The sequence below is a fragment of the Leisingera daeponensis DSM 23529 genome (assembly GCF_000473145.1).
In the GTDB taxonomy this organism is placed as follows: domain Bacteria; phylum Pseudomonadota; class Alphaproteobacteria; order Rhodobacterales; family Rhodobacteraceae; genus Leisingera; species Leisingera daeponensis.
In genome coordinates this window covers 1,791,145-1,806,888 of record NZ_KI421500.1, presented here as the reverse complement: position 1 = coordinate 1,806,888, position 15,744 = coordinate 1,791,145, and the positions used below count along the sequence as shown (strand labels likewise).

17 protein-coding genes are annotated in these 15,744 nt (G+C 66.7%); 7 read left to right on the top strand and 10 right to left on the bottom strand.

Annotated elements, in window-relative coordinates:
• The first annotated feature begins 243 nt into the window (after positions 1–243).
• The 3 genes from DAEP_RS0109275 (at position 244) to DAEP_RS0109265 (ending at position 3,649) form a co-directional block, all read left to right on the top strand.
• Entirely contained in the window at positions 244–1,827 is a 1,584-nt protein-coding gene (locus DAEP_RS0109275; RefSeq protein ID WP_027244458.1) for a class I SAM-dependent methyltransferase, read from the top strand.
• A 141-nt stretch (positions 1,828–1,968) separates the two neighbouring features.
• Positions 1,969–3,186 carry a PAS domain-containing protein gene (locus DAEP_RS0109270; protein ID WP_008555297.1) on the top strand — a complete coding sequence of 406 codons (1,218 nt, stop codon included), beginning with the start codon at positions 1,969–1,971 and terminating at the stop codon, positions 3,184–3,186.
• Between the two features lie 112 nt (positions 3,187–3,298).
• Positions 3,299–3,649: an H-type lectin domain-containing protein gene (locus DAEP_RS0109265; protein ID WP_027244457.1), complete on the top strand. Its 351-nt coding sequence runs from the start codon at positions 3,299–3,301 to the stop codon at positions 3,647–3,649.
• Here the strand turns inward: DAEP_RS0109265 and DAEP_RS0109260 are convergent.
• Positions 3,646–4,047: a helix-turn-helix domain-containing protein gene (locus DAEP_RS0109260; protein WP_027244456.1), complete on the bottom strand. Its 402-nt coding sequence runs from the start codon at positions 4,045–4,047 to the stop codon at positions 3,646–3,648. The two genes, DAEP_RS0109265 and DAEP_RS0109260, sit on opposite strands and share 4 nt — an antisense overlap.
• 69 nt (positions 4,048–4,116) lie before the next feature.
• On the opposite strand from DAEP_RS0109260, the gene DAEP_RS0109255 reads away from it, so the two are divergent.
• A complete protein-coding gene (locus DAEP_RS0109255) occupies positions 4,117–5,310 on the top strand; it encodes an MFS transporter (protein ID WP_027244455.1) in 1,194 nt (397 codons plus the stop codon).
• Positions 5,311–5,367: 57 nt separating this feature from the next.
• Here the strand turns inward: DAEP_RS0109255 and DAEP_RS0109250 are convergent, their stop codons facing one another.
• The gene (locus DAEP_RS0109250; protein ID WP_008556654.1) at positions 5,368–6,390 is read right to left on the bottom strand and encodes a ribose-phosphate pyrophosphokinase; all 1,023 of its coding nucleotides are present in this window, start codon (positions 6,388–6,390) and stop codon (positions 5,368–5,370) included.
• A gap of 107 nt (positions 6,391–6,497) precedes the next feature.
• Here DAEP_RS0109250 and DAEP_RS0109245 point away from each other — a divergent pair, with 107 nt between their 5' ends.
• From DAEP_RS0109245 to DAEP_RS22555, 3 genes are all read left to right on the top strand, one after another.
• Positions 6,498–7,100 carry a 2-hydroxychromene-2-carboxylate isomerase gene (locus tag DAEP_RS0109245; protein ID WP_027244454.1) on the top strand — a complete coding sequence of 201 codons (603 nt, stop codon included), beginning with the start codon at positions 6,498–6,500 and terminating at the stop codon, positions 7,098–7,100.
• Positions 7,097–7,897, top strand: a complete 801-nt coding sequence (locus DAEP_RS0109240; protein ID WP_027244453.1) for an alpha/beta fold hydrolase — start codon at positions 7,097–7,099, stop codon at positions 7,895–7,897. The genes DAEP_RS0109245 and DAEP_RS0109240 overlap by 4 nt, the downstream gene beginning before the upstream one ends.
• Before the next feature lie 111 nt (positions 7,898–8,008).
• On the top strand, positions 8,009–8,725 hold the full coding sequence (locus DAEP_RS22555; protein WP_051337354.1) for a nuclear transport factor 2 family protein: 717 nt from the start codon (positions 8,009–8,011) through the stop codon (positions 8,723–8,725).
• A gap of 13 nt (positions 8,726–8,738) precedes the next feature.
• On the opposite strand, the gene DAEP_RS0109230 is transcribed toward DAEP_RS22555, so the two are convergent.
• The 8 genes from DAEP_RS0109230 to DAEP_RS0109195 all read right to left on the bottom strand — a co-directional run bounded on the left by DAEP_RS0109230 (position 8,739) and on the right by DAEP_RS0109195 (position 15,658).
• Positions 8,739–9,257, bottom strand: a complete 519-nt coding sequence (locus DAEP_RS0109230; RefSeq protein ID WP_027244452.1) for a c-type cytochrome — start codon at positions 9,255–9,257, stop codon at positions 8,739–8,741.
• Positions 9,244–10,527 (bottom strand): sulfite dehydrogenase, encoded by a 1,284-nt coding sequence (gene soxC / locus DAEP_RS0109225; RefSeq protein ID WP_027244451.1) that lies wholly within the window; start codon positions 10,525–10,527, stop codon positions 9,244–9,246. The genes DAEP_RS0109230 and soxC overlap by 14 nt, the downstream gene beginning before the upstream one ends.
• Positions 10,528–10,723: 196 nt before the next feature.
• Positions 10,724–11,758, bottom strand: coding sequence for a threonine aldolase family protein (locus tag DAEP_RS0109220; protein ID WP_027244450.1), 1,035 nt, complete (start codon positions 11,756–11,758; stop codon positions 10,724–10,726).
• Positions 11,759–11,852: 94 nt separating this feature from the next.
• Positions 11,853–12,059, bottom strand: a complete 207-nt coding sequence (locus DAEP_RS0109215) for a hypothetical protein (RefSeq protein WP_154665046.1) — start codon at positions 12,057–12,059, stop codon at positions 11,853–11,855.
• A 178-nt stretch (positions 12,060–12,237) separates the two neighbouring features.
• On the bottom strand, positions 12,238–12,720 hold the full coding sequence (locus DAEP_RS0109210) for a YcgN family cysteine cluster protein (protein ID WP_027244448.1): 483 nt from the start codon (positions 12,718–12,720) through the stop codon (positions 12,238–12,240).
• A complete protein-coding gene (locus tag DAEP_RS0109205; RefSeq protein ID WP_008553876.1) occupies positions 12,717–13,649 on the bottom strand; it encodes a bifunctional riboflavin kinase/FAD synthetase in 933 nt (310 codons plus the stop codon). Before DAEP_RS0109205 ends, DAEP_RS0109210 begins: the two co-directional genes overlap by 4 nt.
• A 492-nt stretch (positions 13,650–14,141) precedes the next feature.
• Positions 14,142–14,585: a MaoC family dehydratase gene (locus tag DAEP_RS0109200; RefSeq protein WP_008557239.1), complete on the bottom strand. Its 444-nt coding sequence runs from the start codon at positions 14,583–14,585 to the stop codon at positions 14,142–14,144.
• 197 nt (positions 14,586–14,782) lie between these two features.
• Positions 14,783–15,658, bottom strand: coding sequence for a TIGR01459 family HAD-type hydrolase (locus DAEP_RS0109195; RefSeq protein ID WP_027244447.1), 876 nt, complete (start codon positions 15,656–15,658; stop codon positions 14,783–14,785).
• Positions 15,659–15,744: the final 86 nt, after the last annotated feature.

Below are 15,744 nucleotides of genomic sequence, written 5' to 3'. Positions count from 1 at the left end.
CCGACGCTACCCAATTCTCCTCGCCATCAGGGAGCGTGGCTTGAATTTAGGGACAGCTTTGGGCTCAGCCCAGACCTTGGCTCGCGTTGAAGTGCGGGGTGTAACGGCAGCGTCAAATGGCGCTTCTTCCCTTCTCCACGCTTTCTCTTGCTCACTACGCTAATTCTTCCGCTCTTAACCCAATTCTCACCAAATTTTCCGAAATTACCCTGCAGGACGTTTACCCAAACAGCAGGATTCCCCGTGACCGATTGGACCTCCGGCTATGTCGCCGGCATCGACTACACCTTTGATTTTCACAGCCAGCTGACGCCCGCCCTGCTGGAATTCGCCGCCATGCGCCAGGGCCACCGGCACGGGTTCGGCACGGACCGGCTCAGTTACTGCGAACTGGGCTGCGGCCAGGGGTTTTCGGCCAATCTTCTGGCGGCGGCCAACCCGCATATCTCCTTTCACGCGATGGACTTCAGCCCGGCGCACATCGCCGGCGCCCGCGAACTGGCGCAGGAGGCCGGTCTGGACAACGTCCATTTCCACGAACGCAGCTTCGCGGATTTCGGCCAGGCGCCGGACCTGCCGGACAGCTTTGACATCATCGCGCTGCACGGGGTCTACAGCTGGGTCTCCGCCGAAAACCGCCAGCACATCCTCCGCTTCATCTCGGACCGGCTGCGGCCGGGCGGGCTGGTCTATGTCAGCAGCAACGCGCAGCCGGGCTGGGCCGCAGCGATGCCGCTGCGCCGCCTGCTCGCCAGCCGGGCAGAGCAGGGCCGCGGCCCGCTGACAACGCGGATCCAGGAGGCGATGGACTTCGCCCGCCAGCTGAGCGCGGCCGGAGCGGGCTTCTTTGCCAGCAACCCTTCCGCCGCCCAGCGGCTCAAGCACATGGATGCGATGCCCGCCAACTATCTGGCGCATGAGTATTTCAACAAGGACTGGACGCCCTTCCACTTCGAGGATCTGGCCGCTGAACTGGCAGGCGCCAAGCTGAGCTTTGCCGGTTCGGTGCATCCGCTCGACAATATCGACAGCGTCCGCTTTACGCCGCAGCAGCAGGCGCTGCTGGAGGCTGAACCGGACCCGGACCGCCGCGAGGGGCTGCGGGACGTGCTGCTGAACGAGCATTTCCGCACCGACATCTTCGTGAAGGGCAAGCTGGCGCACACCCCGCGCGGCGAGATCGGCGCCTGGTTCGCAACGCCCTTCGCGCTGACCCGCACCTACAGCGGCGGCGCGCTCAGGTTCCACCACCGCGGCAAGGACCTGCCGCTGGCGCAGGCCCAGTACGCGCCGGTCCTGAAGGCGCTGGCCCAAGGCCCCGCAACGGTGCGCAGCCTGCTGGATCAGGGCGTGTTCGGCGCCATGGACTGGGGCAGCATCACCGTCATGCTGTCCGCGCTGGCCGCCACCGGCTGCATCGCGCCCTGCCTGCCGCCAGAGGGGCTGACCAGGCGCGAGGCCGCCTGCCGCGCCTTCAACCAGGCCGTCTGCAAACGGGCCGAGGACAGCGAGACGCTGCGCTTTCTGGCCTCGCCCGTCACCGGCGGCGGGGTGGAGCTTGACCGGCTTGAGCAGCTGTTCCTGCTAGCCCGCGGCGAGGGGCTGGAGACGCCCGCGGAATGGGCTGACCTGGCCTGGCGCATCCTGGCGCCGCAGGGCCAGCGCCTGCAGCACGAGGGGCGGGTGCTGGAAACCGAAGAAGAGAACCTTGCCCTGCTGCGTGCCCGGGCCGGCAAATTCGCCGCCCGCCGCCTGCCGCTGCTGGAAAGCCTGGGCGTCGCGCTGCACAGCAGCCGGACAGCCCTGGCGCAGGAGGCCGCGGCCTGATCCCGACAGGGCCGGCGGCGGTCTTGCCGCCGGCCTTTGCGCTGCCGGAAAGTTGAGCGGCGCGTGCCGCATTAGCAATTTGAAAAGCACTGCCCGGTACACATGAACCAGCATAAAACAATCACTGACAGGAACTGACCCGTGTCCTTCGAAGACCGCACGCTGACTGCTCAGACCAGGAGCAAAGAGGCTTCTTTTGCCTTGGACGAAGTGTTTTTCTCCCGCACCGATGACCGCGGCGTTATCCAGGCCGGCAACGCGGTGTTCAGCCGGGTCGCCAAATACCCGCTGGAGGAGCTGCTGGGGGCGCCGCACAAGATCATCCGCCACCCCGACATGCCGCGCGCGGTGTTCCAGTTGCTGTGGGACACCATCAAGGACGGCGGCACCGTCGGCGCCTATGTCAAGAACCGCGCCCGCGACGGCAGCTATTACTGGGTGTTTGCCGTGGTGACGCCCTGCGACGGCGGTTATCTGTCGGCGCGGATCAAACCCACCAGCCCGCTGCTGCGCACGGTGCAGCAGGAATACGCCACCCTGCGCCAGGCAGAGCAGGACGAGGGGCTGAGCCCGCAGGAGAGCGCCGCGGTTCTGCTGGCCCGCCTCAAGGAGCTGGGCTTTGACACCTACAACGATTTTGCGGGCCACGCCCTGGCGGAGGAGCTGCTGGCCCGCGATGCCGGCCTCAACCGCCCGGCCTGCGCCCGGCTGGCGGAACGCCGCGCGATGCACGCGACCGCCGGCACGCTGGTCGGCGAGACCGAGGCGCTGGTGCAGGAGTTCGAATCCATGCGCACCATCCCGCATAACCTGCGGGTGATCGCCTCGCGGATCGAGCCGGCAGGCGGGCCGGTGACGGTTCTGTCCCAGAACTACAGCTCCATGTCGCGCGACATGTCCAGCTGGTTCGAGGCCCACGTCTGGGGCAAGGACAGCAATTTCAGGGCCATCAAGGGCACGGTGACGGCGGCGATCTTTGTCGAGGGGCTGGCGCGCATCCTGACCGAATGCGGCCATCAGCTCGACCAGGAAGACGGCACCGCCTCCACCGACATCGCCCGCGAACTGGCCATCCTGTCGGACCTGACCGAAAGCCAGTTCACCAAGGCCCGCGCCAGCCTGCACGACGTCCGCTTCGAGGCTGACCGCATCCAGAAGGCCTGCCTGACCCTGCACCGCCACTTCATGGCGCTCACCACCACCCGGGTGCTGTGCAAGATCGAATGCGCGCGGCTGGGCCACGTGGGGGAATCGCTGAACTCGATCATTGATGAGCTGGGCCAGTTCCAGGACCGCATCTCCGCCCGGCTGGAACGCATTTCCGAGCTGAGCGCGGCGCTCGCCAGCGAGGAAAAGTAACCCGCCGCCGCCGTGCGCCCCCGCAACAGGCGCTGGCGCATGGCTGCTGAGTTCTGGATTATCCTGCTCTATGGCCTAGACTGACAGTCAGGCTAAGCGCTTGGGAAACGGAATGAAAAGACTGCGCAATCCCCGCACGGGGGTCGATCAGGGCGATATCGGGATCTTCTCGGATTTCGAGGACGGCGGCAAAATGTGGACCGGCTCCGGGCCGCGGGAACGGCGCCGGGCGGTGCAGTTTTCCGAGGCCTTCGCCCGCCCGCCTGCCGTGCATGTGTCGGTATCGCTGTGGGATATGGACAGCTCCGCCGCGATCCGGGCAGAGCTGGTGGCGGAAAACATCACCTGCGAAGGCTTCGATGTTGTCTTCCGCACCTGGGCCGACAGCCGCGCCGCCCGTGTGCGCGCCGCCTGGCTGGCCATTGGCGACTTGCCCCATGCCGATGACTGGGACGTCGATTAAACCTTTGCCGTAAGGCTTCCGGCCTGCAAAAGCTTCTGAAACTTCGGGCATTCCAGGTGGCTGGGCGCCGGGCATTCCGCCGCATGGCGCAGTGCGTCGCGCAGCACCGTCAGCTCCTGGATCTGCGCCTCCAGCGCGTCAGCGCGCGCATGCAGCTGCTCCCGCGGCAGGTCGGGCTGGCCGTCCTTGCCGAACATGGCCGCAATCTCCTGCAGCGAAAACCCCGCCGCCTTGCCCAGCGTGATCAGCGACAGCTGCACCAGCGTGCCGGGCCCGAACTGCCGCCGCAGCCCCTTGCGCCCGGCCGCGGCGATCAGCCCGATTTCCTCATAGTACCGCAAGGCCGAGGCCGCCACGCCGGAGCGTTCTGCGACCTCGCCGATATCCAGAAGTTTCATCCTTGACCTCAAGCTGGCTTGAATTCGCAGGCTGCCACCCGGAACCGGAATGAACAAGGGAATTTGCGGATGACGACGGAAACCACAGGCCTCTGGCGGCAGCCCAAGGCCATCGCGCTTTTGCTGGCCGCCAGCCTCACGGTCATGGCCAATGCCACCATCAGCCCGGCGCTGGCCGGGCTGGAACAGGAGTTCGCGGATGTGCCCGATGCGGGCTTTCTGGTGCGGCTCCTGGTCACTGCGCCCTCGCTGGGGGTGATGCTCACGGCGCCGCTGGCGGGCTGGCTAACCGACCGCGCCGGACGGCGGCGGGTGCTGCTGGCAGGGATCTGGCTGTTCATTCTGTGCGGCACGGCGGGGGTCTGCCTGCCGGACCTGCACCTGATGCTGGCCAGCCGCTTTGGCCTGGGGGTTGCGGTGGCGCTGATCATGACCGCGCAGACCGCGCTGATCGGGGATTACTTCACCGGCGCCCGGCGGCAGGCGCTGACCGGCCTGCAGATCTCGGCCCGCAATTTCGGCGGGCTGGTGTTCATCGGCCTGGCCGGACTGGCCGCCACCCAGTCGCCGCGGCTGCCGTTCCTGATCTACGGGCTGGCGGTTGTTTGCCTCTACACAGTCTGGCGCTTTGCCCCCGAACCGGACCGCACCGGCTCAGCGCAAGCGCAGGCAGAGGGGGCAGGGCACCCGGCCTGGCTGGCGCTGGTGATTGCGGTCTCTGCGTTGCAGATGCTGACCAATGGCCTGTTTTTCATGATGCCGACCCAGCTGCCGTTCTTCTTTGCGTCCCAGGGGCTCAACAGCGCGCTGATGACCGGCGCCGGGCTGGGTCTCTTGTCGCTCTGCGGCGGCCTCACCGCGCTGGCCTATGCCCGCTTCAAGGGCGCGCTGCCCCACGCGGCGGTCTTTGCCGCGGGCTACGGCGCGCTGGCGCTTGGCTTTGCGGTTCTGGCGCAAGAGGGCAGCCCGGCCCTGTCCCTCACCGGGGCGATGGCCGTCGGCGTCGGCTATGCCACGGTGTCGCCGGGCTTTGTCGCCATTGCCCTCGCCCTGGCCCCGGCGGGGCGGCGCGGCACCGCGGGGGCCATCCTCACCGCTTCGGTGTTCTGCGGCCAGTTCCTGTCGCCCTTCGCCAGCACGCCGGCGATAGCGCAATGGGGCTACGGCGGTGCCTTCGGCGCGGCCGCGGCGGTGCTGGCGCTGATGGCCGCCGCCGCGCTGGCCGCGGCGCTGCACACCGCCCGCCGCCGTGCCGCGGCCTGAAACGAAAAAGCCCCGCTTGACTGCGGGGCTTTCATCAATTCCGGGGTAACAGCCGCCTCAGCCGCCGTTGGAATAGAGGCTCTCGTAAATCGGAACCAGCGTCTTGTCCTCGAACAGCGACGACACAGAGGTGCCGTGCCAGATGTTCAGGATCGCCTGGGTGAACAGCGGCGCGGTCGGCACGATGCGGATGTTCGGCGCGGCCTTCACTTCCTCGGTCGGCTGGATCGAGTCGGTCAGCACCAGCGATTTCATCACCGAGTTGGTGACGCGCTCCACCGCCGGGCCGCTCATCACGCCGTGGGTGATATAGGCGTGGACTTCCTTGGCGCCGTTGTCCAGCAGCACCTGGGCCGCCTTGCACAGGGTGCCGGCGGTGTCGCACATGTCGTCGACGATCAGGCAGATCTTGTCCTTCACATCACCGATCACGGTCATCTCCGCCACTTCGCCCGGCTTCTCGCGGCGCTTGTCGACGATCGACAGCGGCGCGTTGATGCGCTTGGCCAGCTCGCGGGCGCGGGCCACGCCGCCCACGTCGGGGGAGACAACCATCAGGTCGCCCATCTGGTCCTTGAACTGCGCCTTCACGTCCAGCGCAAAGATCGGGCTGGCATAAAGGTTGTCCACCGGAATGTCGAAGAAGCCCTGGATCTGCGCCGCGTGCAGGTCCATGGTCAGCACCCGCTCCACGCCCGCGCCGGTCAGCATGTTCGCCACCAGCTTGGCCGAAATCGGGGTGCGCGCCTTGGTGCGGCGGTCCTGGCGGGCATAGCCGAAATAGGGGATCACTGCGGTAATCCGCTGGGCCGAGGAGCGGCGCAGCGCATCGGCGATGATCAACAGCTCCATCAGATTGTCATTGGCCGGGTTCGAGGTCGGCTGGATGATGAACATGTCCTCGCCGCGGACGTTCTCATAGACTTCGACGAAGATTTCGCCGTCATTGAACCGCTCGACGCGGGCGTCCGCCAGCCCCTGGTCAACACCGCGGTGCAGGCTCATCCGGCGGGCAATGGCTTGGGCAAGAGGAAGGTTGGCGTTCCCAGCAATCAGCTTGGGTTCGTTCAAGGTCGGCATTGGCTGTTATCCCCAGGCAGCAATGGCAATGTGTCAGATTCGTGATATTGAACCCCGCTTATCATGCACTTACCGTCGCGCAAAGTTCTAAGCGGGAGATACAGCCTATGGCAGCAATTGATTTCTACTTTTCCACTCTTTCGCCTTTTGCCTATCTCGCCGGGACCCGCCCGTGGCAGATTGCGGCCCGCCACGGCGACGAAGTGACCTGCAAGCCGCTGGACATCCTGGCGCTGTTTGCCCGCACCGGCGGCACGCCCCCGGGCGAGCGGCATCCGGCGCGGCAGGAATACCGGCTGATCGAACTGCAGCGGCAGGCGGATAAGCTGGGCCTGCCCATCAATCTGAAACCTGCGCATTGGCCGGCCAACGCAGCGCCGTCCTCCTATGCCATCATTGCAGCGCAAAACGCAGGCGGCGGCGATATGGGCGAGCTGGTCCATTCCATCCTGCGCGCCTGCTGGGCGGAGGAGAAGGACATCGCAGACGACGCGGTGATCCGCGCCTGCCTCGCGGGCGCCGGCTTCGACCCCGCGCTGGCGGACAGCGGCCTCCTGGCCGGCGCGGAGACCTATGCGCAAAACCTCGAGGATGCGGTCACTGCCGGCGTGTTCGGCGCGCCGTTCTGGGTGACGGCGGACGGCGCCCGGTTCTGGGGCCAGGACCGGCTGGAAGATCTGGACGCCCATCTGGCGGAGGCGGCAGCGTGACGGATCAGCTCGACAGTATCTTCTCGCGCAGCTTCGGGCAGGGCCCGCGGCAGGTTCTGGCGGTGCATTGCTCGCTGGCCCATTCCGGCGCCTGGCGCGGCCTGGCAGAGGTGATGGCACAGGACATCACCCTCACCGCCTTTGACATGCTGAGCCACGGCCGCAGCCCGGACTGGGACGGGCAGGGCAATTACCAGCTGCTGAACGCAAAGGCGGGCCTTGCGCTGCTGACAGAGCCGGTGGATCTGGTCGGCCATTCCTTTGGCGCCACCGTTGCCCTGCGCATGGCGATGGCGCGCCCGCATCTGGTGCGCAGCCTGACCCTGATCGAGCCGGTTCTGTTTGCCGTGGCCAAGGCCGACGCCCCGGACGTGCTGGCCGCGGTCGAAGCGGACAGCCAGCCCATCGACGCCGCCTGGAAAGCGGGCGATCTGGAGCTGACAACCCGGCTGTTCAACCGCCTTTGGGGGCCGGGGGAGCCGAAATGGCCCGACCTGCCAGAGCAGCTGCGCGCCGCGATGATGCGGGCAATGCCGGTGATCCCGGCCAGCTACGGCACGCTCTACCTGGATGAAAACGCCACCCTGGCGCCGGGGGCCTTGGATCCCGTCACGATGCCGGCCCTGCTGCTCACCGGCTCGGACAGCCCGCCGGTGATGGCCGAGATTGCCAAGGGACTCGCCCGCCGCCTGAGCAATGCCCGCGCCGTCTCGGTGCCCGGCGCAGGCCACATGCTGCCGGTGACGCACCCGCAGGAAACCGCCGGCCTCCTGCGCGGGTTCTGGCAGCCCGGCTAATCCTTTGCGCCGCCGCTGCAGGCAGGGAAGGATAGGGCAGCACGGACTGCAGCGGCGGGGGACACACCGATGGCATCGAAAAAGGACCTGTAGAAAACGCTCCTCAAGGGCTTGGAGACCGGCGATCCCGCCGCCGCCGCGGTCGTCAACGAGGCGAAATACATCCAGCACAACCCGCAAACCCATGAGGGCAGCGAGGGGCTGGCGGACCTCTTTGCCCGCCTCGCCAGGACCTCGCCCAAGGTCGCCTTCAAACGGGTGTTCGAGGATGGAGATTTCGTCTTTGCCCATATCGAGTATGACTTTGCCTCCCTGCGCGCGGCCTTCGAGGTGTTCCGCTTCGAGGACGGCAAGGCGGTCGAGCACTGGGACAACATCCAGCCCTTGCGCGGCCCCAACCCTTCGGGCCGGGGGATGCAGGACGGCGCAACCGAGATCACCGGCCTGGACAAGACAGAAGGCAACCGCGCCCTCGCGCGCCGCTTCACCGAACAGGTGCTGATCGGGCGGCAGCTGAACCTGCTGCCCGACTATGTCCGCGATGACCTTATCCAGCACAGCCCGGAGCTGGCGGACGGTCTGCCCGCCCTGCGAGAGGCTCTGGCGGCCTCAGACAGCGGTGCGCCGGCCATCCAGTACCAGCGCCTCCACCGCGTGCTGGCGGAGGGCAATTTCGTGCTCTGCGCCAGCGAAGGCCATCTAGGCGGCGTCCATACCAGCTTCTACGATCTCTACCGCATCGCAGACGGCAAGATCGCTGAGCATTGGGATACGGTCGAGACCATCCCGCCGCGCAGCGCATGGAAGAACAACAACGGCAAGTTCTAAGGCCGGCCCGCCCTCACCAGGGCTTCGCCCCCTGCTTGGCCCAGACATCCAGGAAATTGCCGTGGTTCGGCATTTTCACCGCAGGCAAGGTTTCAGCCGTCATCGCGGTCTCCGCCTCAATCACCCCGTTGCGCTCCAGGATATAGGCCGCCAGCGCATAGGCCTCGTCATCGCTCAGCGACTTCGGCGCCTCCAGCGGCATCGCCCGGCGGATGTAATCAAACAGCGTGGTGGCATAGGGCCAATAACTCCCCGCGGGCTTGGCCCAGACATCATTGGGGCCAACCGGCGGCATCACTGGCCCTTCGCTGCCGGTCTTGCCGTGGCAACTGGCGCAGTTCGCGGCATAAATCTCCGCCCCTTGCGCTGCCGTGCCGCTGCCCTCGGGCAGGCCGGTGCCATCGGGCTTCACATAGGTGGCATAAAAGGGAATATCTGCCGCATCCAGGGGCTGCCCCAGCCCGGGGCCTTCGGCGCGGGCGGCGGCGGCCGTCAGCAGCAGGGCGGCGGTAGCAAGTTTAAAGATAGACATTCTGAACCGCTCCTTCTGCCGTGATCTGCCAGGGCTGTATGGCGTTGTAATGCAGGAAGTTCGACGCGTGATAGCGCGCCTTCCAGTCAGCGCGCGCAGGCTGCACCGCGCCGGTCTCGTCCGTTGCGCGGCTCATCAGCACCAAGGGCGAGCCGTCCCAGTGCCAGGGCAGGCTGAACCGCGTCAGCGCCTGCGGCCGCACCGGCCCGGCCAGCGCCGCCTCTGCCCAGCTCTGACCGCCATCGGCAGAGACCTCGACCTTGGCGACCTTGCCCGCGCCGGTCCAGGCCAGCCCGGAAATCTCGTAATATCCAGCCCCGCTCATCGTCATGGTCGAAGACGGATGGGTGATGAACGACTTCACCCCCATCGCAAAGGTGAACTGGACTGAGGAGCCATCGGCCAGGATCTCGGTATATTCGCCCGATTCATCCTTGGTATGGACCGGCGCCTCCGTCACCCACAGGCTGGTCAGCCACTTGATGTTCATGTTGCCCTCAAACCCCGGCAGCAGCAGCCGCATCGGATACCCCTGCTCGGGCCGGATCCGCTCGCCGTTCTGGTAGAGCGCCAGCATCCCGTCGCTCATCACCTTCTCCATCGGGATCGACCGCGCCAGGCTCGGCCCGTCGGCACCAGCCGCAACCACCCACTTGCCCTCGGGCTTCACCCCGGCTTCTTCCATCAGCACGCGCAGAGGAATGCCGGTCCATTCGGTGTTCGACAGCAGCCCATGCAGCATGTCGCAGCCCGCCTGCATCGGCTCCGGCATCACCGCGTTGAACAGGCTGTTGCCGGCGCATTCCAGGAAATGGGTGGCTGTGACCATCGGATAGCGCTCCAGCGCGTCCCGGCTGAACTGCAGCGGGCGCTCCACCAGCCCGTGGATCATCAGGCGGTGGCGGGCCGGGTCAATGTCCGGACGGCCGCCGTGATGCACCTCGAAATGCAGCCCGCTGGGGGTGATGGTGCCGCGCAGGCGGTGGTGCGGCGTGCCCGACAGGCTGAAGGCCGGCGCCACATCCTGCCACGGCTCGATGATGGCGCGCTGCACCGCGGATTCAGCGGCCGCAGGCATACCGTAACCGCGCGCCCGCGCGCCTGCGGTCCTGGTCCATTCGGGAATTTCCGCCTCCGCCCGCGCCGCGCCCGGCAGCGCCAGCCCCGCAGCGGTCCCCGCCGCGGCTGAGGCCAGCAGCGCCCGGCGGCTCAGCAGCCCGCCGCCCGCGGCATACTCCAGCGCCGCGCCGTCAATGTCGGATCGTGTCATGAAGGTCCCCTCCCTTGCTGGCAATTGCTGCTCGCACAGGGCCCCACGACGCGGGTTTTGCTACCCGCTGCTTCCGTCATCCTACCATAAAACCGGCCGCAGCAGCAGGGGAGCGCGAAAGGATGCGGGGGAAGAATTGCCGGCCCGGCCTAAACCCTGGGCGCAGGACCGCCAGGAGCCGCCGCCAACCCCAGGATCAAAGCAGCGACAGGAACGCCCGGATATCTTCGTTCGGCACCGACCAGTCGCAGACGAACCGCGCGGTGACCAGCTCATGCTCCGGCCCCTGCAGCAGCCCGTCCCACAGGTGATAGATGGCGCCTGCCGCGAACAGGTCCTGATGCCTGCGGCGGGGCAGGGCGGCAAAGACCATGTTGGCCTGCGCCGGATGGGTGAAATGCGCCCCCGCCGCCTCCAGCCCTTCGGCCAGCAGCGCCGCCTTGGCATTGGCCGCGCGGGCGTTCTTCAGCCACAGGTCGTCGTTCAGATAGGCCAGCATCTGCGCCGACAGATACCGGTGCTTGGAAAACAGATGCGCGCCGCGCTTGCGCCGGTACTCGAACTCCTCCGCGTGTCTGGGGTCAAAGAAGATCACCGCTTCCACCCCCAGGCAGCCGTTCTTGGTGCCGCCGAACGACACCGCATCCACACCCGCTTTCCACGTCATCTCGGCGGGCGTGCAGCCCAGCGACACCAGCGCGTTGGTGAACCGCGCGCCGTCCATATGCACCGGCAGCCCGTATTCCTTGGCCGCCGCACAGACCGCTTGCAGCTCCGCCAGGCTGTAGACGGTGCCGAACTCCGTTACCTGGGTCAGCGACACCGGCCCCCGCTGCGGCCCGTGCACGCCGCGGGTTTCCTCACCCTCGATGGCGGCGCGCAGGCCTTCGGAGGTCATCTTGTCCGCCTCCGTCACCAGCGTCAGCTTGGCGCCGCCGGTGTAAAATTCCGGCGCGTTGCATTCGTCCATGTTGATGTGGGCGGGCCGGGTGCAGAACACCGTCTGCCACGGCTGCGCCAGCGTCGACAGCGCCAGCACATTGGCCGCGGTGCCGGTCGCGACCAGATACACCGCCGCCTCCGGCGCCTCGAAAATCTCCCGGATCCGCGACGTCACCTCGGCCATCTCCGCATCCGCCCCATAACCCATGGCATAGCCCCGGTTGGCTGCGGACAGGGCGTCGAGGATCTGCTGCGGCACCGGGCCGGAATTGTCTGAGGCGAAATGCATCGGGCGGGGTCCTTGCTCTGTTGCGGCTGTCCGCTCCCAGACCTAAGCCAGCCCCGCGCCGCTGCCAAGCCGGCAATGGCCGCCCGCCGGAACGTCAGAACACCCCGCCGAGGAAATACCCCAGCGCAATCCCGGCCGCCGCCGCCGCCGAGGACCACAGCGACAGCTGCGCGCTCAGCCTGGACCGGTGCCAGGCGCGGATCTCCGCTTCCTGCCGCGGGCTCAGCCCCTGACCGGCCAGAAAGGCCTTGGCCCTGCGCTCGTCCGTGGCGGTGAAATAGGTGCCATGCTCAAACGGCATTTTCTGCTGCCCCTTGTGATTGCTCCGGTCATTCAGCCGCCGCCCGGACAGGCGGCCGCCGCAACCGGCTGGCAGCAGTTTCGGCCTGAATAGGGAGATTTGCAACCAATGGTTGCATCGGATGCGCGTCAAATTGACCGCGATCCCCGCGCGCTCCCGCGCGCCCCGGCGGGCCCGCTCAGCCCAGGGGCTCGTCGATGATGTGGTCTTCCCAGTCTTCTTCGGCGATCTCGAACTCCGACACCGTCCAGCCGCGCACCGACACGCCTGCCTCATGCACGCTTTCCGGCGTGCCGGTCAGCAGCGGGTGCCACTCCGGCAGCGGCTTGCCCTGCCACAAGAGACGGTAGGCGCAGGTCTGCGGCATCCAATAGGCGTGGGTGTCCAGGTTGTCCGGTTTCAGCACGATGCATTCCGGCACGAACTGATGGCGGATCGGATACTGCGCGCAGCGGCAGGTGCTGTCGTCCAGCAGGCGGCAGGCCACCCGGGTCAGCGCCACCTCGCCGCTGTCCTCGTCCTCCAGCTTGTTCAGGCAGCACTTGCCGCAGCCGTCGCACAGCGCTTCCCATTCCTTCTGGCTCAGCTTGGCCAGCGGCTTCTTCTCCCAGAACCGCGCGCCCAGACCGGAGCGGTCGATCACATCCTTGCCCCGTCTCATAGCGCCGCCAGGATTTCGCGCGCCCGGGCGCAATCCGCATCCATCTGCGCGGTCAGCGCCTCCAGCCCGTCGAACTTCAGCTCAGGCCGCAGGAATTCCACCAGCCCCACCGACAGGGTCGCGCCATAAAGGTCGCCGGAGAAATCAAACAGATAGGTCTCGATATTCGGCACCACGCCGCCGAACATCGGCCGCACCCCGATCGAGGCCGCACCGAAGTAGCTGCCCTTATGCGGCCCGTCCAGAACATCGACCAGCACCGCATAGACGCCGAACCGCGGCTGGTGCAGCCCGTCGATCGACATGTTGGCGGTCGGAAAGCCCAGCTCCCGCCCGCGCTGCTCGCCGCCGATCACCACGCCCTCGATCCGGTGCCAGTGGCCCAGCATCGCCCGTGCATCCGCAGGCCGGCCTTCGCTCAAGGCATTGCGGATCGCGGTGGAGGACACCGCGTGTTCGGAATATTCCATCAAGGGCGCAATGGTGACGCCAAACCCGTACTGCTCGCCAAAGCGCTGCAAGTCCGCGGCATCGCCCGCACGCCCCTTGCCGAAACAGAAATCGGCGCCGACGACCACATGGCGCAACCCCAGCCCTTCGGAGATCACATCGCGGGCAAACTCCTCCGGCGTCAGGCTCGACAGCGCGGTGTTGAAGTTCAGCTCGTAAAGCCGCTCCACCCCCAGCTTCTCCAGCCGGTGGGCCCGGGTCTCGGCGCGCATCAGCCGGAAAGGCGGGCTGTCGGGCGCAAAATACTCGCGCGGGTGCGGCTCGAACGTCATCACCCCCAAGGGCGCGCCGGGGACGGCCTTGCGGGCCAGCTCGATCACCGACTGATGGCCCAGATGCACGCCGTCGAAGTTGCCGATGGCAACGGTGGCGCCCCGGTCCTGGTGTTCGACGAATTCAAAATCTCTGACGATACGCATGGCGCATCCGTACCCGCAGCCGCGCGGCGGTTCAAGCGGCCAGTGGCGGGGGAGGGAGGGGAGCCGGGCGAGCGCCCGCCCGCCCGGCGGCGCTGCGCGCCTTGTTCCGGGCGGCGAGAGGAAGCTCGCAGGGTGTTGCGTCCCCGCCGTACGCCCCCTTCACGCAATCCTTATGCCACTATGCCAAACTCACAAATGATCGCGATCCCCCAGCCATGGTTCCCGCGCGCGGGGCCATGATACGAGGCGCAGGCATCTGTGGAGCTGCCTGCGCAACACCCCGGAGACCGGCCCTGATAAAAAGGGGGTCGTCCAAGCGAGCTTGTCCGAGCAGGCCCCCTGCGGGGTCTGTCCACCTCCATCCGGCGGCGCCGCCCCCTTAACTGGGACACAGGCACAGCGGCACGGAAAGACCGGACCAACAAAGACCAGAAAAGCAAAACCGCCAAGGGCAAAGGCCCCCGGCGGCTGAAACGGCTGCGTGCGGAAAACTCAGTCGAACTTGCGCGACGGCGCCATCACCATGGCTTCGCCCACCAGCACCTTCTTGCCGTCGACGATGCAGCGGCAGTCCAGCTTGACCCGGCGCTTGTCGATCACGATGTCGGTCACCTCGACCTCCGCCAGCACCAGATCGCCCGGCCGCACCGGGGCCAGGAACTTCAGCGACTGGCTCATGTAGATGGTGCCATGGCCGGGCAGCTGCTCGCCGATCACCGCCGAGATCAGCCCCGCTGTCAGCATCCCATGCGCGATCCGGCCCTCGAAAATGGTGTCCCGGGCATAGGCGTCGTCCAGATGCACCGGATTGCGGTCGGTGGATACCTCGGCAAACATCTGGATGTCCTCATCGGTGATAACTTTGCGCAAGTAGCGCACCATGCCCATCTCGATGTCTTCGATGCAGATGGTCCCGCGCGGCATGTTGTCCAACATTCGATCCTCCGTTCACCTGTCTGGCCTCAGGCGCCGATGAAATAATTGCGCGCTCCATTGCCCGCTTGCGCAACTTTATTACTTTGCAGTTGCAGAAAATCAAGAGGGTTTGACAAAAGAAAACCCCGCCTGTTGCGGCGGGGTCGGGGTGGCAGATGCTGCGCGATGCCCGGTCGCAGGGGCCGGGCAGGGGCGGTTTAGCGCAGGAAACCAATGGCATAGGCCGCGCTGGCCTGCTCCTTTTGCAGATAGGCCTCCAGCGCCGCCGGGTCAGGCTGGACCGATGTTTTTGTCTCACTGGCTGCCAGGCCGCCGGTGATGAACAGGGAATCAATGCCTTCGCCCATGGCGCCGGCGATATCAGTGTGCGGCCCGTCGCCGATCGCCAGGATATCCGCATCCGCAACGTCCTGGCCCAGCTCCGCCAGGCGGCGGCGCGCCAGGTCATAGATCGGCGGATGCGGCTTGCCGAAATACAGGCTCTCGCCGCCCATCTCGGTATACAGCCGCGCCAGCGCGCCCGCGCACCACTCCCGCGTCTCGCCGCGGTCCACCACGATGTCGGGATTGGCGCACAGCAGCTTCATCCCCATCTGCTTGGCATACAGGAAATCGGGCCGGTTCACCGCCGGATCCGCATGGGGGTCGAACGGGCCGCAGCAGACGATGCCCTCGGCCTCCTTCAGCGGCACCCGGGTGATCTCCACCGGATCGTGGATCACATGCAGCGGCTCGAAAAAGCCCGCATCGCGCTCCCACTCGCCCATGAAATAGACCTTGTTGCCAACCGCCCCGGTGAACATCGCCGCCCGCGCGGAATCGCCGCTGGTGGCAATGGTGTCATAGGCGTCCTGCGGCACGTTGAACTGCCCCAGCTGCGCCGCCACGCCCGCGCGCGGTTTCGGCGAATTGGTGACCAGCACCACGATGCCGCCCTCCGCCCGGTACGCCTGCAGCGCCGCCACCGCTTCGGGAAAGGCGGTGATCCCGTTGTGCACACAGCCCCACAGGTCGACGAACAGCGCCTTATACCGGCCGGAAACTTCGGAAAGGGAGGAGATGATCTGGGTCATGGCAGCTTCTTCCACACAAAAAAGGTCCTTTGTTCCACCTATGGCAGAGGCTCCTGGCGAAGGCCAGTGCGGCGGCGGCAGGCGCT